Raw genomic sequence first — 24640 nt, 5'->3', positions numbered from 1 at the left:
TCTGCTGAGTACGTCGGGCGCCTGGCTATGGTTTGATCCGGTGGCAGCTGAATTAACGGGCTTACTTAAGCATTCTTCGTAAGTCCGAAGAGGCGCCTGTCTCTCCCAATGGAGCACCTATGTACCGGATCATTCCATTCCGCGGCTTCGCCACGTCAGCCTGGCGGTGTCAGCCGAAAACATGTATGACGTGACGTTTCAAATCAAAGGCGGCTTACTGGTATAGCGCGCTTCCTTTCAACATCAGCCCAAGTTGTGCGCTCAAAGTTAGCTATACAAGTCTGGGAAGCGGGTAGGATGGGACGTGCAGGCTGGACCGAATGCCGCTTTGGGTTCCAGCAGTCCTTCGACGATACTACCGAAGTCCGTCCTGCATCGGAGGCCGTGCAACCCGATCAATCTCTCAGTACTACCGAAGCTGCTTTGCACACAGTCTACTTTGGCGCCTGAACGGCGCGAGGGCTCACTCATGACAGTCAATTTCCGCTTATATCGTGGGCTGGAAATCTATCCGCTCGTCTTTCCACGCCAACCGACCTTGTCCGGTCACGGTCACAACTATGAGGACGGATTCGATGCCGCCGTGCGTATTAAAGAGCCGGAAGCGGAAGACGGTCAGTCGCGCAGTTGCGTGTTCAGGCTCCCCGCCCAAAGCGGGTATCAGAGCGCGGGCGATGCACGGCGCGCCTGCACGGCGTATGCAGAGCAAGTGATCGACACTTGCCCAACGAGCCGCGCGTTTTTCGGCGCGCAAACAAACCATCGCGTGCGGGAAGGAGCGACCCAGCAGGATGCAACGACCCAAGCGCCCCAGCCTTTCAAACAGGTCGATAGAACAGTTGAAGATCATGCAAACGAGTCCGACGAGCTTTCGCATTGACCCGACGCCTCGAAGGGCAGACGGAGAGTACATGGCGCACGCACGCATCAGCGGTAACGCCGCGGATGGCAGCCTGACCGACGTGTTTATTAGCGGTGACCTCGGGGGCTTCGACCTTCGCGCAGATGCCGTCGAATTTGCGACCAAGTGGGCGCAAGAGTGGCTTGCGACACGCTTCGGTTGATGCGAGCGGCCCGCGCGCCCCTTACGGCGGCACACTGCGCCGTGCCGTCGGTCTGCGCTGGTTGCCGGCCATTCCTCGACGGCTTCGAGGTCGTTCAACAAATGCGCTAACGCACCGGTACAGACTTTCCGGTTATCGTTGTGACCACCCCAACAGCCGATGAAGAAGTTGCCCGCGCGCGAGATTCGTCGAAGTGGTCAAGAAGCATTCATGGAATCGGTAGTTGCGGTCCTGAAGGTTCCTGTATGTAGATATTTGAGTACGCGTGGTGGCGCATGCATGACTACTATCCCAAAGGTTGCGTAGACCATCTGATGCTGACTCATGTTAGTGTCCGAAGACGAAAGGGAGGCTTTCATGCACCGAACGATCGCATACCGCGGCTTCGAAATTCAGATCGAACTGACTTCGGCTGCTGACGAAAACACCTTTGACGTGACCTTTCAGATAAGAGGCACCACGAACCTCGAAGTGCTCGGTGCGCGGGGAGGCCGCATCCCGTTGCGCAACGGACCTTTTACTGAGCGTTGGGCCTATCTGGTGGCCGAAATTGCCGGCCAAGCTGCAATCGACGTGTTACTCGGTCCCGTCGATTGACTGCATGTTTGTTTCCCGACCCACTACACGCAGTAATTTGTTGGTGGACCGCGCCTAGCCGGTTTCGGGGGTAAGGTTAGATTGACGGTTACCCGCGTACGAAAAGGAACATCGGTGCGCCCCGATTCTCAACCGGCAACAAAGCGCCCTTCCAGGATTCCGCTCAGAAACGACAGTAGGCAACTGTCTTTTGCCGAGAGCATGAGCCCGGTAGTGGGAAGCATCCCTTGTTGCATTGTGCCGTAAGGCGTTGTCAGGTTGTTGGGTCGGTCACGTAAGATGATGCGATGAAGAAATCGAAATCGCTCTATCACGGTCACCGTTTCCCGGCCGAGGTCATCAGTTGCGCTGTGCGTTGGTATTTCCGCTTTCAGTTGAGCTTGCGCGACATCGAGGAACTGCTCTTCGAGCGCGGCGTGACCGTGACATACGAGACAATCCGATGCTGGTGCGATAAGTTTGGCAACGGCTTCGCTCACCGGGTGAAAGCCGCGCGACGCAAGCCGGGTAGCACCTGGCACCTCGACGAGATGTTCGTCACGCTGCGTGGCGAACCGCACCTGCTGTGGCGCGCGGTCGACCAGCACGGCGCGGAACTCGACATCTTGCTACAAAAGCGGCGCGACAAAGCCGCGGCCAAACGCTTCTTCGAGCGTGTGCTGCGCTCGAGCCCGGTACCGCGCAAGATCGTCACCGATCAGTTGCGCAGCTATCCGGCGGCAAAGGCGGAGATCCCCGAACTTGCGAACGTGAAGCACGTGTTCGTCAAAGCGGCCGCCCGACTGAACAACCGCGCGGAGAACAGCCACCAACCGACCCGCGAACGCGAACGGCGTATGCGCGGCTTTCGCAACCCGAAACGCACACAGAAATTTCTCTCGTGCTTCGGGCCGATCAGGCAACACTTCGCGCTCAAGCGGCATCTGCTGCGCGCTTCACTCTATCGGAAACAACTCGAAGGGCGATTTGTTGCCTGGCGCGAGTTCACCGGGGTCACCCGAAATCCGTCCAGCGCCTTCTGAGGGACGCTTTTTCTTGCCGTCTTTCCGACTCAGTCTCGACAAGTTGACAGAGCCTCTGCAGCACAGTGCTCCTGCTCGGAGCTCACTGCAAAACGACTCTCCCACACGTCGCGCCCTGGCATCCAAGGTTTCTAACGTGGGGCGGTCGCTGACAATCGCCACCATGTCGAAGAAACCAAAGAACGCGAAGATGATGCGCCGCCCGCAGCTAACCCTGGCGAAGCTGTTGCCGATTGCCCCGGCGACGGCGCGGGCTTTCTCGCTGAGATACCATCTGGCGCTGGCTGCAATGCGCAACGGCCGGGTCAACGCTGACCTCGCGAGTGAACTAGTTAAAATCCTCTACCTGACCTACTTCATCTGCGAGCAGGATCGGTTTGACCCACCCCATCGCAACGTATCTTAGGGCGGAAGCAGTCCTGAGGGAGTGCATTCACGATTCGGAGACGAATCACCCGTGGGCCATCGCCGACGATCAGTGCGAGGCGATCGAGGCGGTCCTACGCGCGCGCGACACGCAGTTCGCCTCCACGCCCCTTCACCGAACTGAGCTCGCCGAGGCGCAGCTGGATCGGATATTGAAAGCGGGGCGTTTCCCCGACCTGAAAGCGATGAACCCGGTAACAGTCGTGAGTTAGGCGAATGATCCGTCGCAGCGAAGCATCGTGATCGTCACGGTCGCTGGCAACCTGTTGGGCCAACTATCGCTGCCCACCTATCGCTGGCATGTTTGCGCGCCGATCTGATTTGGGACACGATTTGCACGAATGCCAGCGTCACATCGTGACTGGCGTTTGCTTCGCGCCGCACGGCGTCGCCCCGGGACCAACGGGTGAGTCGCGACGATGAGCGTTAGATTGACGGTGAGATCTTATGCGCGAGCGTCGTCGCTCGACTGGACCGCTTTGCGGTCACGGGGGTCGTGCGCGTTCAAGCCGATCTATATTTTGTACCGAGAGAGCATGAACAAAGGAAAGTCAAAACTAACCCGTCAGGACGCTGAGCGCCTTTTCGAGGGGTTGCCGCCGACGAAGTCGAGTGGGTCAAGGCGCCCCGAGAATCCGTTCGGCCCAGACGTGTCCGATGTCGCGAAGCGCGTCGAGGACGAACTCACCCTCTGGAAGGACAGCCTGGTCACGCTGCCGGTGTCGATCGAATTGCCGCCGGGCTACCCATCGGTGCCTCGCATGCGCGAAGCGATGACGCGCGCTCTTCGTGTGAAGTGGGTAAGAGAAAGCAAAGACGAGGTTGTCGGGGAGTTTCCTGAAGGCTGGACAGCGGTTCGTCCGGAAAGCGGCCCCATCGAATTGCGAGATGCTTCTGGCGCGGTTCGCGGCTTATACGGATGGGCCAAGGATGCTGAACTCAGGCTCCTGCCACGTTACTTTATCGAATCACAGGCCAACACTTCGAACGGTCTCGCGAGTGTGCTTGTTCGCGATCGCGGAAATGGTCGAATTCTCGAACGATCATCGAACTGGTCGGCGCGAACGGGAACCCACCATCCCGATTGGACCAAGCTCGCAACGTGGCTTGACTTACATTACCCGGACCATCGCGACCCACTGCGCTACTGGGACGATTGTGAGGAAAATCGCCGAACCTGAGCGGAGGTTGGGCGGGGCTGCTCTCGCTAGCCGACGAAGTCAGCATCGATTGCGTCCGGATCTCAACTTCCGCGTCGGCTGGCTGTGCGTCATCCGGCCATCATCGCTGCCGTGCTTACCGCGACTTCCCGCGGGAGCAAGACGATGTAACCGTCTTCGTCGCTCGAGCAAATCACCAGCACCGATGTAAGTGAGATGTGATGCTCTTCAGCTCTCTAGCGGCCGGTCGGGCCCAATCGGTGCTGGGATATCATCATCACCTAGCCGTCCCTTGGCGAATGGTCGGTCAACTTCGCGGAGAACGAGATGACGCTCATCGAACCAAGTTTCAGTGTTGATCCTACGCCACGTAGGGCGGACGGCGAGTACATGGCACATGCAAAAATAACGACGCCCGCCGTTGACGGTCAAGAGCCTCAAGTTCTGATGAGCGGTGACTTAGCCGCTTTCGAGGAGCGCGAAGATGCCATCGTCTATGCACGAACCTGGGCGCGCGAATGGATTGACGCCCCTGTCCGCGAAGGGGTCGTCCCGAAGCAGTAACGTCGTCGGCGGTTCCCATCGCCCCTCTCGATTGAGGCACCGAATCGACTTCGAGGAATGCCTCATGTTTCGCATCGGCCCTTACCGCGGCTTTGAGATTCACGTCACCCTGGAGGCATCGTCGGAAGATCTGTATGACGTCAGCTTTCAGATTTTGGGAGGCAGCAATCTGAGCGTGCTTGGCGCGTCTTGGGCCGTCGAATTCCACTTCGTAACGGCCCGTTCACGCGGCGCTGGTCCTATCTCGTCGCCGAATGTGCCGAACAGGCAGCAATGACCTTCTCATCGGTCCACCAGACGATCACACTCGACAGCGGGGTTTCTGTCCCCCGTTTCCGCAGGTCGCTACATACCAAGTCGCTACGGCTGCCAGGATCGCTCATCGCTGAATCTCAGCAATGTGCCAGATGGAGAAAGACTTGATTGAACTTTACGTGAGCGCGAATGGCGACAGGTGGCTTCTGCTCCGCGGTGCTGACGATGTGCCCGTCGTCCGCCACGTGCCGAATCTTGCATCAGGTGGAAATCCGAGTGACACATCGGTCGCGGATTTCCTGGCATCGGCGCACGCAACGCCGCAGGGCGAGGCGCTCCTCGCATCGATCGCAAACCGCGCCAGCTGCGCGGTCGGAGAACAGTCCTCAACCGTACGCACGACGGTCAATCAACCCACCGTAGAAAGCTTATTACTCGCCGCCGCGCGCGTGAGGACATTCGCGAATGAACGCCATCTAACGAACGCCAGCGGCTTCTTTTTCGCGCGTGACGCGCGGCTGTTCTTGGTGACCAGCCGGCACGTAGTCCTCGATGCGCTGAGCGAACACTTCCCGGACCGGCTCGAAATTGAACTTCACATTGACAACGATAACCTTGGGGCATCGATTTGGTTTTCGCTTCCCCTCTATGCTGATGGGATGGGCCTCTGGCGACAGGGCGCGGATGGAGGCGGTGAGGTCGACGTTGCCGTGCTAGAGGTGATCAGGGAACAGCTGCCCCGCACAGCGGTGTTCGAAGCGTTTGGGCCAGAGCATTTGCCGAAGGCACAAGACGTGATGCCGGTCGGGTCATCTGTCTTGATTGTTGGCTTCCCGCTCGGCTTCCATGATTCGCTGCACCACCTGCCTGTGGTCAGGCAAGGGGTCATCGCGTCGGCCTTCGGTCTACGCTTTCAGGGCAAAGGCTGCTTTATTACCGATGCACGCACTCATCGAGGCACCAGCGGCGCGCCCGTCGTGATGAGCGATGCGACAGCCGGGACGGCGAGTAACAGGGGCGCGCTGTCGTGGAAGCTACTGGGTGTCCACTCGTCAACGATCGATATGGGCGAACGGGACCTGCAAGTTGACGAATCCCTTGGACTCAACAGCGCCTGGTATGCCGACATCCTCATGTCACTAACTCAGATACCTCGACAGGGAGCAATAATGACCGATCATAACGAAATGAATGGCGCCTCCGATCCAGAAGGACGTAGTGAGCGCGACGCAAAACCAACAACCGAACAAAACCAGGACCGCGCCGCACAAGATGCGCTGGATCGCGGCGACAAGGAAAAAATCGACAAGACGCTGGATGAACTGAACGTCTCAACTACGGACTCGGGCAAGGATCAGTCACGCAAATCCGATACAGAGGGGTCGAATTCCTCAAGCAAGAACCTTGACGAGCAGAGCGACTAATTAGATGTTTTCGTGTGTGGCCGCCGAAGTGCCGGCCTATTATCTTCTGTCGTCCCAGGGGCAAGCCTGACGGCATTGATGGGCCAACGGTAGGCTCGGAAGTGCACCTTGAAGGTAAGACGCGAATCCCCGTTAAGTCTGTAGACCCGATTTCAGTCGTCGGTGACAGAAAGCAAGGCGTTCGGTAACGCCGAATTCGGTGACAGGTGCGAAATGCGCCCATCGGTCACTTGCTCGTTGTGAATGTCGTCGGCATCCCGAGACCACGCCTCTTCGATCACTTGGAAGACGAGCGGCACATGCCTGAGCCGTTCGAGAGAAGCGGCGTTCCCATCGCTACGGTACTCGCAAACATAGGGAACGGTGATCAATTCAAGAACCCGCTCGCTGTGCTGACCCGTGGCGGCTACAAGCTCCAGTACCTGCGTCTGCATCTCGTGCAGCATTGTCGGAGTCAAGACGGAGGTTTCCTCTACACGAGTGCCATCGAGCAGCTCTCTGCGGCTGCGGCCTTCTGCCGGCATGCGCGCCGGGTCCGCTGACTGCTGCTTCCTCCAGCAGAGACCTGCCGGTCGAGTCTTCCGGTCGAGCATCCTCGCGCGTCGCGGCCGCGCCATCGGCGATTTCGACCGTCTGTTACGCGTGGAGGATGACTGAATCGCGTTCTGGCCGGCTTCAGCAATATTGGACCAGGTTGCACGGAATGCGATCGGCACGCACGCCGTTTGATGAGCGCGTCGCGGATGTCCCCTCCGCGGGATGATTGGGCGGTGGGGTAAATCCAGGACGAGGCCGTTTTGCGTATTTCGGCGAACGTGACCGCCGATTTCGGGAACGTGACCGATTCGGCAAGGTCGGGCGTTGCGCGGATTCGATTGTAGATTTCCTCGCTAGTTTTGGTCGAGTTCTGGTTCGAGCCCGCTGGGTTTCGGAGATGGTTTTCTAAGAGATTCGCCCGTCAGTTTGATGCGGTGATGACGCTGCATAAGGCGATCTAGCATTGCGTCGGCGATCGTCTCGTCGCCTATCCAGCCATGCCAGTGTTCGATTGGTAGCTGGCTTGTCACAATCGTGGCTTTGCCGGCAGATCGGTCGTCAATCATCTCGAGCAAATCGTTTCGGACCATCGCGTCGAGCGGAGCCATTCCCCAATCGTCCAGCAGAAGAACATCAACGCGAGCAACCTGCAGCAGCCATTTGGTGAAGCCGCCGTTGCCGTGGAGGACGCGCAGTTCCTCGCCGAGGCGCGGCACACGTAGGTACAACGCGGAGTGCCCGCGTCGGCAGGCATACTGCGCGAGGGCGCAAGCGAGCCATGATTTACCTGCGCCGGTTGGGCCGCTAATGAGCAGGCTGTATCCAGATTCGACCCAGTCGCCGAGAGCCAGGCTTGTGAGCGAACGCGGGTCCACGCCTCGACCAGCGCGGGTGTCGAGATCTTCGATGGTGGCCTGCGGATACTTCAGGCGCGCTTGCCCCCCGGCGTCAGACTAGTTGTCGCCTCTGAACTTTCTTATCGAGAAGAGTCAGAGGTACAGGGTGAAGGCGAAACAAACGTATTCTGTTGAATTTAAGGAACAGGCGCTGTCGAAGGTCCTGCAGCGCGGCCCCCGAACGGTTGGAGCAGTGGCCGACGAATTGAACGTGAACGTACTGACGTTAAGGAAGTGGATGAGAGGCGCCGCCGCCGCGAAGCGGAGCTCGGGCTCCGAACACGCAAGACGTCCGGAAGACTGGTCGCTGGAAGAACGGCTGATGGCCTTGCAGGAGAGCCACGGGTTGGTCGACGAAGCGTTGAACAGCTGGTGTCGCGAGCGCGGCCTGTTCGCACATCATCTCGCGCAGTGGCGAGCGGATTTTTGCACGGTCGGTGGAACCGGTAGTCGGCGCGAGAGCGCCACGGAAGTCCGGGATCTGAAGCAGGCCAATTTCGAGCTGCAGCGCGAACTCAAACGCAAGGAGAAGGCGCTGGCTGAAGCTGCGGCGCTGTTGGTGCTGCAAAAAAAGCACCGTGCGCTGTTCGGGGGCGAGGCCGAATGACGGTCCCTGAAGAGCGCAAGGCATTGATCGACCTGATCAGCGAGGCGACCCTGGCCGGGGCTCGCCAGGCGCGTGCGTGCAGCATTCTAGGGCTCAGTGCTCGAACGGTTCAGCGCTGGCAGCGCGGCGAACCTGACGCGGTGGACGGGCGCTCGTTACGGCATCACGCGCCGCGTCACAAGCTCTCTGCCGACGAACGCGCCGAGCTTCTGGCGATCGCGAACTCGCCCGAATTCGGTCATCTGCCGCCAAGCCAGATCGTGCCTCGACTGGCAGACCAGCAACGCTATATCGCCTCCGAATCGACGTTCTACCGGGTCCTGAAGGCCGAGAAGCAACTCGCACACCGGCGCAGCGAACGGCCGGCACAGGCACGCAGCAAACCCCGTTCGGTTTGCGCCGATGCACCGAACCAATTGTATAGCTGGGACATCACGTATCTGCCGACCACGGTTCGTGGGCAGTACTTCTACTTGTATCTGTTTCTCGACGTGTTCAGTCGCAAAATTGTCGGCTGGCAGGTGTATGCCGAGGAAAGCAGCGTGCTGGCCAGCGAAGTCCTCAAGGACCTCTGCGCGCGCGAAGCGATACAGCCCGCCCAGGTGATTTTGCATTCGGACAACGGCGGCCCGATGAAAGGCGCGACGATGCTTGCCACCCTTCAGGCGCTGGGCGTCATGCCGTCGCTGAGTCGCCCGGGCGTGAGCAACGACAACCCTTACTCCGAGTCGTTGTTCAAGACCCTAAAGTATCGACCTGCTTATCCGCTCAAGGCATTCGATACCCTGTTTGCCGCGCGCACGTGGGTGGGCGCACTGGTGCGCTGGTACAACGAGGAGCATCGTCACAGCGCGATCCGGTTCGTCACGCCGGCGCAGCGTCATGCCAACCTCGATCAGGACATTCTGGATCGACGCGCGGCGCTCTACGAGTACGCCCGGCAACGCAATCCGCTTCGGTGGAAAGGCCCAACGCGCAACTGGCAACGCGTCGATGCTGTGCACCTGAACCCGGATCGAATCGATAACCAGGGCGGTACCCCACGACGCCCTAACCAGGAGAGAAAGGCAGCCTGAAATTATTCGTTGAGGCGACAACTAGCTTGAAAATTTCCGCTTGCTTGAGCAGTCGGGTGCGGCGACGATCATCGCGCCAACTTGCTTCCCGGTCGACCAGCAACGACAGGCGTTCCTCGAAGCTCAGAGCCGCAGTGCCGGGCTGCGTCAGTTGCTCTTCCAATCCGTCAGCGAACCCATCCAACTTCAGGGTGCGTAGTTGCGTCAAGGTTTGGTGCATCATCATGGCGGGTTCTCTTTATTGGTAGTAGCTGGGGCCACGGACATGCGCGTGACTTGGACTGACCCATTCGACAGGCGTGGTCGCTGCCGCGCGGTCGCGGTTGTTGATGAGGATGTCGCGCACGTGGCGGTAACGATGTACACCCAATTCGAGCGCCAACGCGCACGCCGCTTCGAGACGGTCGCGACCATAGCGACGTGAGAGCGAGAGCAAGCCCAGGCACGCCCGATAGCCGTGCTCGGGATGGCGCTGTTCCTGCAGAAGCCGCGCGACGAGCGCGCCGGTGGCGCCGCCAATCTGCTGGCCCCAGTGGATAAGCCGCTGCGGAGTCCATTCGAGATGGGCGCGGTGTGCCGCCGGCATGTGCTCGACGACGGCGGTGTAGCCTCCTACGCGATCATTGCGAGCATGGCTGGCCACACGGCGACCGCGATGCAACAACTCGACAGCACCCGCTGTGATGCGCGCATCGAGCTTGAGTCCCACAAGCGCGTGCGGAACGCTGTAGCGATGTTTATCGATCTCGATGTGGTAGTCGATGTGGACCGTCACTGCCTTGAACCGCGCGAGCTCATACGGCTGCATCGGCAGTGGCTGTAGGGTCGGCGCGTCTAACTCGGTGAATGCGCTGGCGCGGCATCCAGGCAGCTTCTGAAATGGGCGCTCGTTCAAGTTCTTCAGTAGCGGGCGGATCGCGTCGTCCACCGACTGGACCGACTCGAACTGGCGATGACGCAGGCGCGCCATGATCCAACGTTCGACCACCTGAACCGCCACTTCAACCTTCGGCTTATCCTGCGGGCGATAAACGCGTGCAGGCAGAAATGAGGTGCCGTAGTGACGCGCGAAGTCCAGCACGGTGTCGCCGGCGCGAGGCTCATAGCGATCGGGATCGGCGATCATCGCGCGCGGGTTGTCCGGCACGATCAGCTGGGGAACGCCGCCGTAGAAGGTCAGCGCGCGGGCGATACCACTCAGCCAGTCCTCCATCGTCTCGGCCGGCGTGGCGCATGCGAAGGTATAGCTCGATGCGCCCATGGCGGCCACGAAGATGTGCGCGCGGCGCCCTGTGGTCAACGGCAACGTGGGACCGGCGAAGTCGACGAATAGCTTCTCGCCAGCACGGTGGATCTGCCGCATGGAGCGCTTCAGCCGTTTCGCGAACGCCTTATAGTGCTCGCAGAACTGCGTATAACGGTAAGTCTTTCGATTCGCGAACTCCGCCTGATATTCCTCCCACAACAACGTCAGCGTCACGCCCTTGCGGCGTAGCTCCTGATGGATGCGACCGTAGTCGGGCTGTGCATAGGCCGCGGGTCCGGTGGGCTTGCCAAGAAGCCGTCGCTCGAGCTCGCCTTCGTCCATATCACAGGCGACCGCCCAATCCAGCCCGGCGGCACCCGCCAGTCCGACGTACTTCGTGACCACGCCCTTGGAAATGCCCAGCGACGCGGCGATTCGATCATGCGAGAAACCGCCGTCGAACTTAAGTCGTAAAACGTCCTTGATCATGCGCATGTTCATCCGGTGCGCGGGCATGCTCTCTCCGGCAAAAGCCGGCGAGCATAGCTCGCGTGGTTGATGTCATGCGCAACGCCAGTCCTGTCGTCCGGTCCGTTCGGTCACGTTCCCGAAACGGCCGGTCACGTTGCCGAAATCGCCGGTCACGATCCCGAAACGGCCGGTCACCTTCGTCCGAAATACGCACGTTTGTTCTGTTCCCCGACAGTGACCTGCCGCTCGGGTACACCAGCAGGTCCTGCCCGGGAGGTGACGGAAAATGCCTCAGGTATTGCCTGCGACGACCCGGTTGTTGCCGTTAGCGGCTATTCCGAAGGACGGGGATCGCGACATTGCTATAGATATGTCGGTCAGTGACTTCGCGCGGGCCGACCGGTGGCGACGGCTGAGAGACGAACTCTACGCCCGGGGTGCGGCGGAAAACGCGGAGCAGTGGCGCGCCGCGCGCGCGGCGATCCTGCTGATGGGTGACTCGGGCCTGCGGCGCGAAGAGGTCGCGTCGGCTCACTGAGAAGAGCCGAAAGCGTCGTTCTATGGCACGCTCCGCGATACGATTTTGGCAGGCAACCGGGGCGCCGCGCGCCGGCTTGCGTTTCAGTTTCTTGCGGTGGGTCGCGCGCGCATTTGTTGAGATGCGGATATGCGATGATGTGAACATGCCCTGTCGTCACGCAGACGCGGAGTTCTTGCTGCCTCTCGTCCGGTCCTGACCGATGGACCGAATTGGAGACCGGTCACCCGCCGGTCCATGGTTGAGGGTCTGCCAGAGATGCCGTCTTATGCATGATGCGCGGTACCTCGACGCACTGAAGAGGGCCAACGCGCCTAATGGTTTTAGACGAAGCTCTGCATCCGGAGTTCATCGTGTCGCGCATTCTAAAAATTGGAAACAACGAGTTTCACGTCGAAGTGCAGCTCCTCACAGACGGCGGCTTTACCTTCGTTGTGGTCGAATCAGACACGGGAGGCGAAAATGCCGGCGAAACGCGTTACGACAGCAAACTTCGTTTTGATACAGAGGAAGCCGCTTACGAGGGCGGGTCCGCTTATGTGCGCAGACGGGTAGCGAAAATCGGCCGATGAGCGTTGCAAATAATAGCGCCGTAACTTGCGTCTATGATTCGTCGGCGCAGCGCGAGATAAGTCGAGCACAGTCCCGCGTTCGGCGGGTGTAGAACGCCCAGCGAAAGCGATGAAACGAGTGCGGATACTGTCCGACGCTGTTGCACAGATCCGCGCCGCATTGCGGTGGGCGCTAGCCACCGCTTCTTGCTTGCTCCACGATTTTACGCGTGCTCGCCGAGCACCGACACGATGACGTCGACAAGCACGTCCGTGTGCAGCGCCACTTGAAGCGGATGGTCGCCGACCATCTTCAGCGGGCCTTGTGGCAGGCGCACTTGCGCCTTTTCGACTTCAGCGAAGCCTTGCGACTTCAGCGCTTCGGCGATGTCCGCGTTCGTGACCGAACCGAACAGACGCCCGTCGACGCCCGCCTTCTGCGAGATCTGCACGGTGAAACCGCTCAGCTTCTCGCCTTGCGCTTGCGCGGCAGCCAGCTTTTCAGCGGCGTTCTTTTCGAGTTCGGCGATCGCGTCCCCTTTGTTGCGCGACGCGCCTTCTTGCCGGGGATCAGGAAGTTACGGGCGAAACCGTCCTTGACCTTGTGATTGATCTCCCACGCCTGAATGACGCTCAACTGGTAGCGGCTGGCGACACGCCCGAACCAACTCCCGAAGGGCTCATCGTCGAACGGGCGAGGCGCTACCGGCCATGGACGCAGACTAATGGACGGCAAGGTAAGTTACCTGCTCGAGACGATGAAGATTGATCGATTCATTGCCGTCACGAATCGCCAGTTCTGCGGCGGCGTTCAAGATCCGCGACACTTCGCCGGTGAGTCCCCCGCTGGCAGCCAGGACGATTGCACGATGTCGCGTCGCGCAAGATCAGACGGGCGACGTAGCGTAATATGCGTTTGAACGCCGACAGCAGCCGACGAAACGCATCGCTTTCGCGCCAGCGGGGAATCTTGGGCGGCGACAATTAGCTTGGCCGGCGCATTGAGTTGGCTAAGGCGCAACTTGATCGGATACTGCAAGCCGGCCGGTTTCCCGATCTGGAAGCGATGTACTTCGGACGTCATTCACCGAATTGTGGCGCTTAGCATGCGCGCCCCGTTTGCCGCATACAATCGACGTGATTGATGCGATTGCCCGTCATTCACTCGCGATGCAGGCATGTTGCTGTGAACCCTAGAATCTCCTCTCCCATCCAGCGGCTGATTTTCCTCCGCGACGCCTCCGCGAATGCAAGCATCCTCCCTTTGTCGACGGGACGATTTGACATTCGTCGCGTGAGGCCGTCCGGAGATGGCTGCGTGATCTGATCGCGCGAGGACCATGTGCGCACCGCCTCTGCGGAAATGGGGTCACCGGTACTGGCCTGCGGCTTGCGGGGATGTTGCCAAGCCGTCTAGCTGTCGCTAGAAGATGCAAGCATAGGGAGAAATGAAATGAGCAAGGCCCAGGACGCAAAAAAGGCGCAGAAGAAGGCGGCCACGAAGACGCCGAAGGAAAAGAAGGACGCGAAAAAGGCGAAAAAGGAAGCGTCGAAGCGGCAATGATGAACATAGAGCCTGCGGGGAAGCTGATGAGCCGCCCGCCTCATGTTCCATCCCGTCGTCTGCTTTTTTTTCAACCTGCGCATCACGCAGCTTCCCATCCGAACCCAGCAGCCAAGAGACGTCGATGAATCTATTTGCCCCATTTTTCTCGGCACACGACGCGTTTTGGTCGTCTTTCATGCCCGGCGCTCGCTTATCGGGACAGTTCCTCACCGCTTCAGACAGTACGGCTCTAGCGCTGCAAACGGCAAGCGACCACGGCCCGCAGAGTAGTGACTATTTGACTTCGGTCCTGTCCACGCCAATGGCCGAGACCTTCATTGAGACATCGCCTGGGAAAGTGCCACTCCGGGCTAAGGGAGGCGCTCAATGGTTGAGTCACACCTGCGAGCATGGCGGAGATGTTCACCAGGCCAAAGTTTACCTTCCTAGTTCCTAGGATGGTCGGTCGTTGCCGATGATGGTGATGCTCCACGGCGCCCAGCAGCACCCTGATGACTTCCCGGCTGGAACGCGGATGAACGTGCTCGCCGAAGAGACTGGATTTATCGTCGTGTATCCGGAGCAACGGGAAAGCGCCAATTTGCTGCGTTGCTGGAACTGGTTCTTGCCGTCAAATCAGGCGCGCAGCTCCGGTGAAACCGCGGCGCTCGCTGCCCTGACGCGCGACGTCATCGTCCGGTTCAACGCAGATCGTGCTCGCGTCTATGTGGCCGGACTGTCCGCGGGCGGCGCCATGGCGACCAACTTGGCCGTCACTCATCCGGACCTGTATGCAGCTGCGGCTGTCCATTCAGGCATGGCATTCGGCGTTGCGAAGGAGCACGTCTCAGCGTGGTGCGCGATGAATGACGGCCGAGGCACCGTCTGCCTGCCAAAACCAGATCCACAAGTGGCTCCGCAGCGTACCGTGCCGTTAATCGTCTTTCACGGAGATGCCGACGATACCGTGCACCCGCTCAACAGCGACCAGATAGTTGAGATGAATCATTTGTTGAGCCGCAACGCGGCCGACACGCCCGCGTGTCCTACAACATGCGTCGAGCGCGAAACCAACGGCCGCGCCTACACTCGGGACGTTTGGCGTGATCAAGACGGATCGTTGCTTACCGAGCGATGGCTCGTGCATGGGCTCGGTCATGCTTGGTCGGGCGGTCATCCCGACGGCACTTATACGGACCCCCGTGGGCCCGATGCGAGTGCGGCCATCGTTCGGTTTGTCAGTCAGTTCACGCTTGACAACGCGCGGGACGGCCTGCTTTTCTAAGCCATAGTCAGCGTTGTATGCCGACATTGGAGCGGCTAGCTGCGGCGATGCTCGAATTGACGTGCTTGTCAAATCGTCGTTTATCTTAGTACTCAAAATGGCGACGACCGCAGCCATTGGGATAAATGGGAGGGCGAACTGAGCGAGTCCCGGAAACACCCCAAACAAGACGTAACAGACGTGTGACTCGCTTGCAAGGGGCGTGATCCGGCGATTGGCATTCGTGACTTCCGATGCGCGCTTGCACTAAAGCCAAGAGGGCAGCCAACTGTCTGCCATTGACTTGCCCAAGCTGTCGCTGGAGGTGTTCAGGCCGAGGTTGTCGCCTCCGTCTGAGCACGCGTCCGTGGTGCTCGAGCGCGACAAGTCATCGTGCTCGACACGTGGCGGCCCAGGCGGGCGTGCAAGTGGGGATGAAGCGCGGCGGGGTTACGAACCTCGCATCGGAGGCGCTGATGTTCGACCGGAACGCCGGGCGCGAACACGAGATGCAGCAGTTGTTGGCCGTCGAATCTGTAGGAGCCAGCATATGCGATGGAGTCGCGCGGGGAGACCTTCTCAGCCTTTTCAACGGCTTCTCTCAACACCTGCATCGCTGACGACGACCGGCATCTAGTTGAACGTCGACGACGATCGGCGCCATCAGGAGACCGAAGAAAAGCACCGCTTCGACTGGTGAAGCTTAGCGCAGCAACGCACAACGCGGCAGGCGTCGGGCGATTGAGCGGGTCATGCGATGCGCGCATGCAACCAGGCCACGCGCAACCTGCCAGGTTATCGCTCGGATAAGAAGTCTAGTAAGGACAGCCGGCGTCGGGTGTGCGGTCCATTGTCAGCGGCAGTTTTTGGAATGCGACCGACACCTAAGCGCGATCCGTCGACCGCCGAGCCCCGATCCGCTGCGCAGCGGATCGCGCCTCGGCGGTCGTATATGCGCCGTGGCGCAGCGAGCGTTACACCGGCTTGATGTTCGACGCCTGCTTGCCCTTGGGACCCATTTTTTCGTCGTAGCTCACTTTCTGTCCCTCGGCTAGGGATTTGAAGCCTTCGGCGCGGACCTCCGAGAAATGCGCGAAGAGGTCGTCTCCGCCTTCGTCCGGCGTGATGAACCCAAACCCCTTTGCGTCGTTGAACCACTTAACCGTGCCCGTTGCCATAATGTGCTCTACCTAAAAATTAACGAGAAAAAACAGTCACCCTCGCGACCGTCAGCATCCATCTTAGCCGACAGGGCTATCCAGGCAACAGTCGTGCAAACACGGGTTCGATCATAGACGCTGAGGAAGTCACTTTAGTGAGCATCGGCATGCTTGCAATCGGAGGCCAAGGCATCGTCATTCTTTTGCGCTTGCGAAAACCGCGAGGTGACGGCTTTTAGCAGCAGGCGAGAAAACTGGATGCTGAGAAGGCGACTTCTCGAGCGATACGACTCGGCGCCGTGCGCATCCTACCGAGGCCGCTAGGCGAGTAGGGCCGCCCTAGCGGCGAGTCAGCGAATGTATGATTGAACCTGCTTCCGCGCTGCCAGGCCTATCAGCAATGGTGGAAGGGACGTTTTTCCGCTGGACGGCGGTTGCAGACGTTTGCGCACGAATCGCATCGATAAAGTGCGAGAAGCTGTGGCGCGACAATTCGGATGAGAGACGCGCGACAATCAAGTTGAGAATGTCGCGGCAGAAATGATGATGCCGATGTTGATTGGCGCTGGCAAGCGTTTGTTGATTGACGCGCGGCGTTGATTGACGCGGGCGTGCGGGTGTCGCGCGACAATCAAGCTGTAGCGACCAGTCAATGAGGATAGCTGTGTAATGGCGACGCCGCGGTTATTCTGGCTGCGCGACAATCAGGATGAGAATGTGGTGGCGTGGAGGGTGATGACGGGGTTGATTGACGCGGGCTCGCTTTGCCTGCGAGCCGCGCGTCAATCAGGATGAGATTAGCGGGTTATTCGGTGAGATCGATGCCGTGCTGATGCTCTTGTGTAGCTGGCACGCCGACGTTCTTTGGTGTCGCTCGACTGGCCGGGCGCCCCGGTCCGTGCTGCTTGCGCTGCAGGGCAGTACGGCGACGGTAGCTTTCGACGTTCAACTCAAAGATGGTCGAGTGGTGGACCAAACGGTCGACGGCGGCCACTGTCATGGCTCGGTCGGGGAAGACCTTGTCCCATTCGCCAAACGGCTGGTTGGCTGTTATGCAAAGGGAACGTCGCTCATACCTGGCGCTGATGAGTTCGAACAGCACCGACGTCTCTGCCTGATCTTTGCTGACATAGGCGAAATCGTCCAGGATGACCAGGTCGAAGCGATCCAGCCGGTTGATGGCGGACTCCAGCGCGAGCTCGCGGCGAGCCACCTGCAACCGTTGCACGAGGTCGGTAGTGCGAGCGAAGAAGACCTTCCAGCCCTTCTCCAGCAGGCTTAGTCCGATCGCCGACGACAAATGCGATTTGCCCCCTCCGCTCGGCCCTAGAAGAATCAGGTTGGTGCCGTTACGCAACCAGCCGTCGCCCGCGCAAAGCGCCGAGACGTGCGCGCGCGACACCATCGGCACTGCGTCGAAATCGAAGTTCTCCAGTGTCTTGCCCGGTAGCAGTTTCGCGTCCCTGAGGTGACGTTCGACTCGGCGTCGATCGCGCTCGGCGATCTCGTGTTCGGCCAGGGCCATCAGCAGGCGTGCCGCTGGCCAGCCTTCCGTATCGGAGCGCTCGGCAAAGCTAGACCAGATCTGCTTGATGGCAGGCAGCCGCAAATCGTTGAGCAGCAACGACAGGCGTGTGGCGTCGATGTCGAGGCTCATGCCGTCACCTCCGTTGCCATATCAAGTAGGGCTTCGTAGTCGCTCAGCGGTGCCAGTTTGACGTTCACCTCCGGCATGCTGTTCGCGCGCTTCGCTTCGAAACGAGAACACAATGCGTCCAGGTCGGGTAACTGTCCATCGTCCAAGCACTGCTGCAGCGCCTGAGCCAGTTGCGCTTCGCAGTTGTGCTCATGGGCGAGGCCGAGCAGTTCAACCATGGTTCTGCATGCTTGGCGCTGCGCAAGCTGCTCAAGCAGGCGATCGAAGGTCAATCGATACGCCTCGCGCGGAAAGATCTGATCGCGGTAGACTAGGTTGAGCAGCGCCATGGGCTTGCGGCGCAGCGCGTGGATGACGTGCCGGTAGTTGATTACGTGACCGTGCTTGCCGTTGGGACCTGCGCGGCCGCGCTGCAATGTCATGAGGGCCGTGCCGCCCAGAAACAGTTCCAGCCGGTCGTCGTACAGCCGTACGCGCAGGTGATGGCCGATCAACCGTGACGGGACGGTATAAAACACCTTGCGCAGTACGAAGCCGCAGGTGGTCGTGACATACACGCGCGTTTCCTCGTAGTCGCACGTACGCTGGACCGGAAGCGGCTGAAGCAGTGCCCGCTCGAGCTCAATGCGTTTGCCGTTACGCGCGTTGATTCGACCGACGATCTCGTCGATAAAGCGGCGATAGGAATCGAGATTGTCGAAGTCGTGACTGCCGCGCAGAAGCAACGCATCACGCACTGCGCTCTTAAGGTGGCCATGAGGGCTCTCGATGGAGCCGTTCTCGTGGGCAACGCCACGATTGTTGCGTGTGGGCTGCATGCCGTAGTGGGCACACAGAGCGTCATAACGCGTGGTCAGATCCTTGCGCGCGTCGGCATCGAGATTGCGGAACGCCGCCGACAGGCTGTCGCTGCGGTGCTCGCGCGGCGCGCCCCCGAGTGCCCAGATGGCATTCTGCAGCCCTTCAGCCAGCGCGACAAAGCTCTCGCCGCCGAGAATGACGTGAGCGTGCTCGAAGCCCGAGCAGGCCAGCCGGAAGTGATAGAGGCGGTGGTCAAGCGCGAGACCCGCCACGGTAATGCTTAGGCTGTCCATCTCGGTGAAGTCGGACAACCCAAGACGACCGGGTTCGTGTACTTGACGGAACATAACGTCATGCTCCTCGCCATGGAGTGCACGCCAGTCGCGAATACGGCGCTCCAGAGTGCGGCGCACGTTGCCCGGGAGGTCGGGATGGCGCCGAAGCATCTCGTCCAGCACGGCTATCGGTCGAATGCCGGGAGCGGACTGGAGCAGCGGCACGATCTCGGTGTCGAAGATTGCCGCCAAGGGATCGGGACGACGACGCGCACGTGGCGCCTTCTTCTGTGATGGCAGTCGCCGGTCCTGATCGATGCGATACCCCGTGGCGGCGCTGAACCCGGCGCGCGCAGCCGCTTGAGCCGGTCCTTCCTTGAGTCTGTACTTCATGTAGAGCCTCATCTGATGGTCGTTGATGTGTCGGCCGGGCAACGCAGCCTCCGTTCGCTACACGAAAGAGCTGTTCATACCCGATTTACCGCGACCACCGATAAAGCGCCCCGGCAGCGGGGCGGACTCCTCGGCGCGGCGTTGCGGCAGCGGTTCCAGGCTACGCCCTTCACCGCTGCCGCAACGCCAGTACTCTCATCCTGATTGACGCGCTGCTCTCATGTTGTTTGACGCGCGGCAAGAAGCCTCGAAGCCCACCATGCCGCCCGAGAGTTGCTAGTTTATTCATTGTGCAACTCCGATGATGTCGGGCTTGATTCTACTCCCGCGACGAGATCGTCGTTCTATCCGCAACGGCTGCGATCTGCCATAGCCCCTCGCAAGGCGCTCGATGTCGCCATTGCATTTCCCAGCGGCCGACAGCTCAGTTTGCGCTTGCGCAGCGGCAGTGAAGAGGGCAAGGCGTCTCGCAGGCAGTTCGATTCAGATATAGTCTAGGACTCTTCACTTGCCACACCGGGCTCTAACGGGTGGCTTCTATCCACAAGGAGTGGTACATGCGTCATTATGAGATTGTCTTCATCGTGCATCCGGATCAAAGCGAGCAAGTACCCGCGATGATTGATCGCTACAAGGGCACGATCACGTCGCGTGGTGGCCAGATCCACCGCGTCGAGGACTGGGGCCGTCGTCAACTGGCCTACATGATCGAGAAACTCGCGAAAGCTCACTACGTCTGCATGAACATCGAATGCGACCAGGCGACGCTCGAAGAACTGGAACACGCGTTCAAGTTCAACGACGCCGTTCTGCGCCATCTGATCGTCAAAATGAAGAAGGCCGAAACCGGCGCGTCGCCGATGATGAAGGAAGTGCAGCGCGAAGACGCCAGGAAGTCAGCTAACCAGCCGTCGGACGCGCAAGCATAAGGACAGTCACGAACTGTCAAGCCGTCACGATAGCGGGACTCGCGGGGTGCGCGTAATCCGCAACCCGCAGACCCTGGTGTCCCACATCACAGAATCGCAGGACATTGGAAAGGACTAGTCATGCCCCGCCCCTTTGGTAAGAAGAAGTTTGACAAGCGTCGTCCGCAACAAAACCCGCTCTTCAAGCGCAAGAAGTTCTGCCGTTTCACGGCAGCCGGTGTCGAGTACATCGACTACAAGGACACGGAAACGCTGAAGGACTTCATCGGTGAAAACGGCAAGATCACGCCGGCTCGTCTGACTGGCACGAAGGCGCACTATCAGCGCCAGCTCGACACGGCGATCAAGCGCGCACGTTTCCTCGCGCTGCTGCCGTACACCGACCTGCACAAGGCCTAATTCAGACGACGCACAAAGGACAAGCCAGAAATGCAAATCATTCTTTTGGAGAAGGTCGTCAACTTGGGCAACCTCGGCGACATCGTCAAGGTCAAGGACGGCTACGCACGTAACTTCCTGATCCCCGGCAAGAAGGCACGCCGCGCAACGAAGGACGCGATCGCCGAATTCGAAGTCCGCCGCGCCGATCTGGAAAAGGTTGCCGCTGAAAAGCTGTCTGCAGCGCAAACGCAAGGCGATAAGCTGAACGGTTTCACCGTGCAGATTTCGCAGAAGGCCGGCGTCGATGGCCGTCTGTTCGGTTCGGTCACGAACGCGGACATCGCCCAGGCGCTGAAGTCGCAAGGCTTCGCTGAAGTGGAAAAGGTGCAAGTGCGCCTGCCGCAAGGCCCGCTGAAGATGGTCGGCGACCATCCGGTTCAAGTGGCGCTGCACACGGACGTCGTGGTCGACGTCACGGTGTCGGTGCTGGGCGAGCACGCGTAAGTTTGCAGCGAGGCCCTCGGGCCTTGCGTACACGAAACAAAATCTGGAGCGTTATACCGTCCGACTTCATCGATTCTTACCGGCTCATTTCGTTGCAACCGAAAAAAAACGAAGACGTCGCGTCGGGCACCGTCAGGCAACAACCGGACGATCCCAGTAGAGTCGTCGGTCGAGCCGATGTTGATCTGCGGGAAGGCGCCGAAGCGCCCGGGAGCGGATGCTGGAAGCGAAGCCGCCGGACGCACTCGCCATCGTTGTGGACGATCCAATTCGCTGAAAAAGTCAGTCCCGAAGTAGAGATCGCTCAGGCCATTTCTTCCTGGAACCGACAGGAAGACGTACCGGCCTGCGCGCTCGAGAGCCATTCGGCTTGCAATTGGCAGCAATATGAGTCTGCTTGCGCGACTGGTCCAAGTCGTGCGCAAAAAGCCTCGGGTCATCGTTCAATCGGCCCAACAAAACGGCGGGCACTGAACCCCACCGCGATAGCCAGCGGTCGATCGACCCGTAAGCCCTAACGCGGACCCATTTACGTTTCAGTCGTATAGACAGCGAACGGTCCAGACGGTACGGCTGCATCGACAGAGAGAGGGCGCGACTCGCACCCGTCCATCGCATGCTGCTTTCGGTTGTCGTCAGCATCGCGGCACCACGCTTCTTCAATTGCTTGGAAGACGAGGGGGATAAGGTCAAGGCCCTCAAGGGAAGCGGGGTGCTCATCACCGCGGTGCTTCAAGTTATCGGGTGCGCGGATTATCGTAAGAATGCTCTCGCTATGTTGACCCGTGGCCGCCAGATACGCCAGTAGCTGCGCCTCCATCTCGTACAGCAACCTCCAAGTCAGGACGCCTTGCGCCCTGTACTGGCGAACGACCGATGGCGCAGCGGCTCGGACCGCGGCTTCGACCGCAATCAAGGAGTCGAGTGGGCGCCCGTGGCCGGGGGGTGCTTCGCCAGCTTCAACAATATGGGTGCGGCAAGCACACAACGCGTCGCGCATCGCGGACGGTGCTCGCATCAGCACCAGCGCTGCGGCGTATTCCTGCCTGACTCGGAGCCTTCGCAGGCATCGGCCAGCGCTATAGAGAAGCAACCATACAGCGGCGAGTCCGGTAGAGATAAAAGCCAGGCACTTGAACAATTCGTTGAGGGGATAGCCGTCCATGCAAGTTGTTAGCCAATGCAGTATGGTCTTCGTCCACATACGTTGACGTCGGATGTCATCAGGGGTAAGCGGCAGCGCACCAGTCGGCCAACGGGTAGGCTCGTACGACGCCGATCTTCGACAATCGGCTGGCGCGCCGAGAAGAGTACATCGGGTTTGGCCGTCGGTCATCAGCAGGCGTGCGCGAGCCAACTCCAACGCAAACTTCGGGCAGAACAGCAATCGCTGGACCACGGACGCAGCACACGCTCCCCTTGCAATCGAATGCAACGGTGCGTTAAGCAGGCGCACGAAATCGCGAGTTGATAATCTTAAAAGGCCTCCTGGCCGCCCAGGGAAGGGGGCGACCGGGGTCTACGTTGAGAGGCAAGCGCTGCTGCGAATGCGGGCGCACTACGTTCCCGCCCGAATAATCTTCGGTTGGCCTGCTAGTCACTCGTGTCCGCGACGCTTTTGCGCGGGGGACGGCTGCGGGAAGACGCTTTACGGGCTGGCCTCGCGGTTTTTTCCTCAGTAACTGCTCGCTGCGCGGCCTCACTTGTGTCCGGTCCATTCGAGTCGGCGACTGACGCTCGCTTTGCCGCCGTCTTTCGCGCCCGACGCGGCCCGGGGGCTTGCTTCTCCTCCGGTTGCATCCGCGTGTTGGGCTCATCGCTTTCCAGGGCGACAAGCGCTTGATGTGTGCTTTCTCGCGCCCGCAATGGCGTACCGTTCAGCTTCGCGTTCTCAGTCCCATCGGTTGCTCGTTCTACGGCTGCAACTTCGGTTCCGCCGACCTCTGTGGTCCGCGCTGAAACGGAGCGAAAAACGAATGCGCCTGATTTCTCATCCCGGCCAAGCTCGATGAGACCGCGTGACTGCGCTTCTTCGAGCAGATTACCGAATGCCTTGAAGCCATAATGCGTCTCGCTAAAGCCAGGCTTGCGTCGCTTAATCGCGCTTTTGAGCACTGACGCCCAAATCTTGCCACTTTCGCCGCGTTCCGCGGCGAGCGCCTCGAACGTTTCGACGGCGATGGTGATCGCCTGAGATCTCCGCGCTTCAACATCGGATCTCGGCTGACGGTCGTCCTCGGGCGGGCGCTTGGCTTGACGCGCATCGTGCTTACCGGCCGCGCGTAGTTGTTCGCGAACAAGATCGTCGTAGAAGATAAACTCGTCACAATTCGCGACAAGCAACTCCGACGTTGATTGTTTCACGCCTACCCCAATCACTTTTTTGTCGTTCTCGCGTAGCTTGGACACAAGCGGCGAGAAGTCCGAGTCTCCGCTGATGATGACGAAGGTATCGACATGCGACTTCGTATAGCAAAGGTCAAGCGCATCGACAACCAGACGAATATCGGCTGAGTTCTTGCCGGACTGGCGCACGTGCGGAATCTCAATTAGTTCAAAGCTCGCTTCGTGCATCGATGCCTTGAAGCCTTTGTAACGGTCCCAGTCGCAATAAGCTTTCTTGACGACAATGCTGCCCTTCAGCAAGAGGCGCTCAAGCACAGGCCTAATCTCGAACTTCTCGTACTTTGCATCGCGAACGCCTAGGGCGACGTTCTCAAAATCGCAGAACAATGCCATGCTGACGCTTTCCTGAGGGGCGGCCATTCGATTCTCCGGGCTGTTCGGCGCGTTCTTTATCGAGCCATGATAGCGCGCCTGGAACCGTCCCACCGCAAGGCCATGGGTCGGACCTGATCTGACAGGATCGCTGGCGACAATATGCGGTGCCTGTTCGCGGCGCGGACGTGTGTCCTGCAACAGTTCGGGCATGGGATCTGTGATCCGCAGGTGTGCGCTGTCGTGAGCAGTGTTATCTGCGTCTGCTCGCTTGTCATCAGCGGATCGGCCGGCTAAGCGCGACACGCCTGCGTCTAGCCATTATTTGCGATGCCGAGGCGCATCATATCGATTTGCTTGTGGAAGATCACCATCGAAGTCATGCGGCGCTCGCCAACGAAAGACGCCAGCTTCCAAGGCGAGAGACATCGTCCAGCGTAAGAAAAAACGGCGAACTCAACCGGCTGGGAACGATGGTGAGCATCGCCGCAAGGTGCGATCGGACTCAAGCAGATCGTTGAGCACGACCGACACGTTGGACATCGAACGGCCCAAGCGAGCTGCGCGGTTCGTGGGTC

The 24640-nt window shown here is 59.8% G+C and carries 23 protein-coding genes and 3 pseudogenes; 16 read left to right on the top strand and 10 right to left on the bottom strand.

Translation table 11 applies throughout. The features are described 5' to 3' along the window. The first annotated feature begins 469 nt into the window (after positions 1-469). The 9 genes from LDZ27_RS29180 to LDZ27_RS29175 all read left to right on the top strand — a co-directional run bounded on the left by LDZ27_RS29180 (position 470) and on the right by LDZ27_RS29175 (position 6512). Positions 470-880, top strand: a complete 411-nt coding sequence (locus LDZ27_RS29180; protein WP_370653518.1) for a hypothetical protein — start codon at positions 470-472, stop codon at positions 878-880. Next, the gene (locus LDZ27_RS28150) at positions 849-1064 is read left to right on the top strand and encodes a hypothetical protein (protein ID WP_244818733.1); all 216 of its coding nucleotides are present in this window, start codon (positions 849-851) and stop codon (positions 1062-1064) included. The genes LDZ27_RS29180 and LDZ27_RS28150 overlap by 32 nt, the downstream gene beginning before the upstream one ends. A gap of 357 nt (positions 1065-1421) precedes the next feature. Then, the gene (locus tag LDZ27_RS28145; protein WP_244818713.1) at positions 1422-1661 is read left to right on the top strand and encodes a hypothetical protein; all 240 of its coding nucleotides are present in this window, start codon (positions 1422-1424) and stop codon (positions 1659-1661) included. Positions 1662-1948: 287 nt separating this feature from the next. Continuing rightward, positions 1949-2683 (top strand): IS6 family transposase, encoded by a 735-nt coding sequence (locus tag LDZ27_RS28140; protein WP_244818680.1) that lies wholly within the window; start codon positions 1949-1951, stop codon positions 2681-2683. A 163-nt stretch (positions 2684-2846) separates the two neighbouring features. Continuing rightward, entirely contained in the window at positions 2847-3089 is a 243-nt protein-coding gene (locus tag LDZ27_RS28135) for a hypothetical protein (protein ID WP_244818712.1), read from the top strand. Between the two features lie 556 nt (positions 3090-3645). Beyond that, the gene (locus LDZ27_RS28130; RefSeq protein WP_244818711.1) at positions 3646-4290 is read left to right on the top strand and encodes a hypothetical protein; all 645 of its coding nucleotides are present in this window, start codon (positions 3646-3648) and stop codon (positions 4288-4290) included. 306 nt (positions 4291-4596) lie between these two features. Continuing rightward, the gene (locus LDZ27_RS28125; protein WP_244818710.1) at positions 4597-4833 is read left to right on the top strand and encodes a hypothetical protein; all 237 of its coding nucleotides are present in this window, start codon (positions 4597-4599) and stop codon (positions 4831-4833) included. A gap of 64 nt (positions 4834-4897) precedes the next feature. Continuing rightward, positions 4898-5110 carry a hypothetical protein gene (locus LDZ27_RS28120; protein WP_370653517.1) on the top strand — a complete coding sequence of 71 codons (213 nt, stop codon included), beginning with the start codon at positions 4898-4900 and terminating at the stop codon, positions 5108-5110. 142 nt (positions 5111-5252) lie between these two features. Continuing rightward, entirely contained in the window at positions 5253-6512 is a 1260-nt protein-coding gene (locus tag LDZ27_RS29175; RefSeq protein WP_370653516.1) for a serine protease, read from the top strand. A 152-nt stretch (positions 6513-6664) separates the two neighbouring features. Here the strand turns inward: LDZ27_RS29175 and LDZ27_RS28110 are convergent, their stop codons facing one another. Next, positions 6665-7036, bottom strand: coding sequence for a hypothetical protein (locus LDZ27_RS28110; protein ID WP_244818709.1), 372 nt, complete (start codon positions 7034-7036; stop codon positions 6665-6667). Positions 7037-7402: 366 nt separating this feature from the next. Next, positions 7403-7987: pseudogene (locus tag LDZ27_RS28105) on the bottom strand (ATP-binding protein); the annotation flags it as partial. Between the two features lie 64 nt (positions 7988-8051). Between LDZ27_RS28105 and LDZ27_RS28100 the strand changes: the two are divergent. Continuing rightward, positions 8052-9628, top strand: a protein-coding gene (locus LDZ27_RS28100; RefSeq protein ID WP_244814132.1) for an IS3 family transposase whose coding sequence is annotated in 2 segments (ribosomal slippage) — positions 8052-8520 and positions 8520-9628 — 1578 coding nt in all. Because the reading frame shifts where the segments join, the coding sequence is not laid out codon by codon here. Positions 9629-9659: 31 nt separating this feature from the next. Here LDZ27_RS28100 and LDZ27_RS28095 read toward each other — a convergent pair. Beyond that, positions 9660-9854, bottom strand: a pseudogene (locus tag LDZ27_RS28095) (ATP-binding protein); the annotation flags it as partial. Positions 9855-9866: 12 nt separating this feature from the next. Continuing rightward, a complete protein-coding gene (gene istA, locus LDZ27_RS28090; protein WP_244818706.1) occupies positions 9867-11390 on the bottom strand; it encodes an IS21 family transposase in 1524 nt (507 codons plus the stop codon). 241 nt (positions 11391-11631) lie between these two features. On the opposite strand from istA (LDZ27_RS28090), the gene LDZ27_RS28085 reads away from it, so the two are divergent. Together LDZ27_RS28085 and LDZ27_RS28080 are read left to right on the top strand one after the other, a co-directional pair. Then, on the top strand, positions 11632-11883 hold the full coding sequence (locus tag LDZ27_RS28085) for a hypothetical protein (protein ID WP_244818705.1): 252 nt from the start codon (positions 11632-11634) through the stop codon (positions 11881-11883). Positions 11884-12200: 317 nt separating this feature from the next. After that, the gene (locus LDZ27_RS28080) at positions 12201-12455 is read left to right on the top strand and encodes a hypothetical protein (protein WP_244818704.1); all 255 of its coding nucleotides are present in this window, start codon (positions 12201-12203) and stop codon (positions 12453-12455) included. A 203-nt stretch (positions 12456-12658) separates the two neighbouring features. Here the strand turns inward: LDZ27_RS28080 and rplI (LDZ27_RS28075) are convergent. Continuing rightward, positions 12659-13071 (bottom strand): annotated as a pseudogene (gene rplI, locus LDZ27_RS28075) (50S ribosomal protein L9). 1384 nt (positions 13072-14455) lie between these two features. Here rplI (LDZ27_RS28075) and LDZ27_RS28070 point away from each other — a divergent pair. Then, positions 14456-15265, top strand: a complete 810-nt coding sequence (locus LDZ27_RS28070) for a PHB depolymerase family esterase (RefSeq protein ID WP_244818732.1) — start codon at positions 14456-14458, stop codon at positions 15263-15265. Between the two features lie 953 nt (positions 15266-16218). Here the strand turns inward: LDZ27_RS28070 and LDZ27_RS28065 are convergent. From LDZ27_RS28065 to istA (LDZ27_RS28055), 3 genes are all read right to left on the bottom strand, one after another. After that, complete coding sequence (locus LDZ27_RS28065; RefSeq protein WP_244798007.1) at positions 16219-16422, bottom strand: cold-shock protein; 204 nt, start codon at positions 16420-16422, stop codon at positions 16219-16221. A gap of 787 nt (positions 16423-17209) precedes the next feature. Continuing rightward, the gene (gene istB, locus LDZ27_RS28060; RefSeq protein WP_244815364.1) at positions 17210-18061 is read right to left on the bottom strand and encodes an IS21-like element helper ATPase IstB; all 852 of its coding nucleotides are present in this window, start codon (positions 18059-18061) and stop codon (positions 17210-17212) included. Continuing rightward, positions 18058-19542 carry an IS21 family transposase gene (gene istA / locus LDZ27_RS28055; RefSeq protein ID WP_244818703.1) on the bottom strand — a complete coding sequence of 495 codons (1485 nt, stop codon included), beginning with the start codon at positions 19540-19542 and terminating at the stop codon, positions 18058-18060. The genes istB and istA (LDZ27_RS28055) overlap by 4 nt, the downstream gene beginning before the upstream one ends. Positions 19543-20087: 545 nt before the next feature. On the opposite strand from istA (LDZ27_RS28055), the gene rpsF reads away from it, so the two are divergent. The 3 genes from rpsF to rplI (LDZ27_RS28040) all read left to right on the top strand — a co-directional run bounded on the left by rpsF (position 20088) and on the right by rplI (LDZ27_RS28040) (position 21344). Next, positions 20088-20459 (top strand): 30S ribosomal protein S6, encoded by a 372-nt coding sequence (rpsF, locus tag LDZ27_RS28050; protein ID WP_244818702.1) that lies wholly within the window; start codon positions 20088-20090, stop codon positions 20457-20459. A 120-nt stretch (positions 20460-20579) separates the two neighbouring features. Continuing rightward, on the top strand, positions 20580-20858 hold the full coding sequence (rpsR, locus tag LDZ27_RS28045) for a 30S ribosomal protein S18 (RefSeq protein ID WP_244818701.1): 279 nt from the start codon (positions 20580-20582) through the stop codon (positions 20856-20858). 30 nt (positions 20859-20888) lie between these two features. After that, positions 20889-21344 (top strand): 50S ribosomal protein L9, encoded by a 456-nt coding sequence (gene rplI / locus LDZ27_RS28040; protein ID WP_244818700.1) that lies wholly within the window; start codon positions 20889-20891, stop codon positions 21342-21344. Positions 21345-21873: 529 nt separating this feature from the next. Here rplI (LDZ27_RS28040) and LDZ27_RS28030 read toward each other — a convergent pair. Together LDZ27_RS28030 and LDZ27_RS28025 are read right to left on the bottom strand one after the other, a co-directional pair. Next, positions 21874-22509, bottom strand: a complete 636-nt coding sequence (locus LDZ27_RS28030) for a hypothetical protein (protein ID WP_244818699.1) — start codon at positions 22507-22509, stop codon at positions 21874-21876. A 428-nt stretch (positions 22510-22937) separates the two neighbouring features. Further along, entirely contained in the window at positions 22938-24110 is a 1173-nt protein-coding gene (locus LDZ27_RS28025; protein WP_244818731.1) for an NYN domain-containing protein, read from the bottom strand. Positions 24111-24640 lie beyond the last annotated feature (530 nt).

The sequence above is a fragment of the Caballeronia sp. Lep1P3 genome (assembly GCF_022879595.1).
In the GTDB taxonomy this organism is placed as follows: domain Bacteria; phylum Pseudomonadota; class Gammaproteobacteria; order Burkholderiales; family Burkholderiaceae; genus Caballeronia.
This window is presented reverse-complemented; position numbering and strand designations above follow the sequence as displayed.

Coding starts and splice junctions, on each gene's coding strand:
- istA (WP_244818706.1), bottom strand. CDS start 11,390: ATGCCCGCGCACCGGATGAACATGCGCATGATCAAGGACGTTTTACGA.
- LDZ27_RS28080 (WP_244818704.1), top strand. CDS start 12,201: ATGGTTTTAGACGAAGCTCTGCATCCGGAGTTCATCGTGTCGCGCATT.
- LDZ27_RS28130 (WP_244818711.1), top strand. CDS start 3,646: ATGAACAAAGGAAAGTCAAAACTAACCCGTCAGGACGCTGAGCGCCTT.
- LDZ27_RS28120 (WP_370653517.1), top strand. CDS start 4,898: ATGTTTCGCATCGGCCCTTACCGCGGCTTTGAGATTCACGTCACCCTG.
- LDZ27_RS28140 (WP_244818680.1), top strand. CDS start 1,949: ATGAAGAAATCGAAATCGCTCTATCACGGTCACCGTTTCCCGGCCGAG.
- LDZ27_RS28150 (WP_244818733.1), top strand. CDS start 849: ATGCAAACGAGTCCGACGAGCTTTCGCATTGACCCGACGCCTCGAAGG.
- LDZ27_RS28025 (WP_244818731.1), bottom strand. CDS start 24,110: ATGGCCGCCCCTCAGGAAAGCGTCAGCATGGCATTGTTCTGCGATTTT.
- LDZ27_RS28030 (WP_244818699.1), bottom strand. CDS start 22,509: ATGGACGGCTATCCCCTCAACGAATTGTTCAAGTGCCTGGCTTTTATC.
- rpsF (WP_244818702.1), top strand. CDS start 20,088: ATGCGTCATTATGAGATTGTCTTCATCGTGCATCCGGATCAAAGCGAG.
- LDZ27_RS28135 (WP_244818712.1), top strand. CDS start 2,847: ATGTCGAAGAAACCAAAGAACGCGAAGATGATGCGCCGCCCGCAGCTA.
- LDZ27_RS28145 (WP_244818713.1), top strand. CDS start 1,422: ATGCACCGAACGATCGCATACCGCGGCTTCGAAATTCAGATCGAACTG.
- LDZ27_RS28065 (WP_244798007.1), bottom strand. CDS start 16,422: ATGGCAACGGGCACGGTTAAGTGGTTCAACGACGCAAAGGGGTTTGGG.
- istA (WP_244818703.1), bottom strand. CDS start 19,542: ATGAGGCTCTACATGAAGTACAGACTCAAGGAAGGACCGGCTCAAGCG.
- LDZ27_RS29180 (WP_370653518.1), top strand. CDS start 470: ATGACAGTCAATTTCCGCTTATATCGTGGGCTGGAAATCTATCCGCTC.
- rpsR (WP_244818701.1), top strand. CDS start 20,580: ATGCCCCGCCCCTTTGGTAAGAAGAAGTTTGACAAGCGTCGTCCGCAA.
- LDZ27_RS28125 (WP_244818710.1), top strand. CDS start 4,597: ATGACGCTCATCGAACCAAGTTTCAGTGTTGATCCTACGCCACGTAGG.
- LDZ27_RS28085 (WP_244818705.1), top strand. CDS start 11,632: ATGCCTCAGGTATTGCCTGCGACGACCCGGTTGTTGCCGTTAGCGGCT.
- LDZ27_RS28070 (WP_244818732.1), top strand. CDS start 14,456: ATGATGGTGATGCTCCACGGCGCCCAGCAGCACCCTGATGACTTCCCG.
- rplI (WP_244818700.1), top strand. CDS start 20,889: ATGCAAATCATTCTTTTGGAGAAGGTCGTCAACTTGGGCAACCTCGGC.
- istB (WP_244815364.1), bottom strand. CDS start 18,061: ATGAGCCTCGACATCGACGCCACACGCCTGTCGTTGCTGCTCAACGAT.
- LDZ27_RS28110 (WP_244818709.1), bottom strand. CDS start 7,036: ATGCCGGCAGAAGGCCGCAGCCGCAGAGAGCTGCTCGATGGCACTCGT.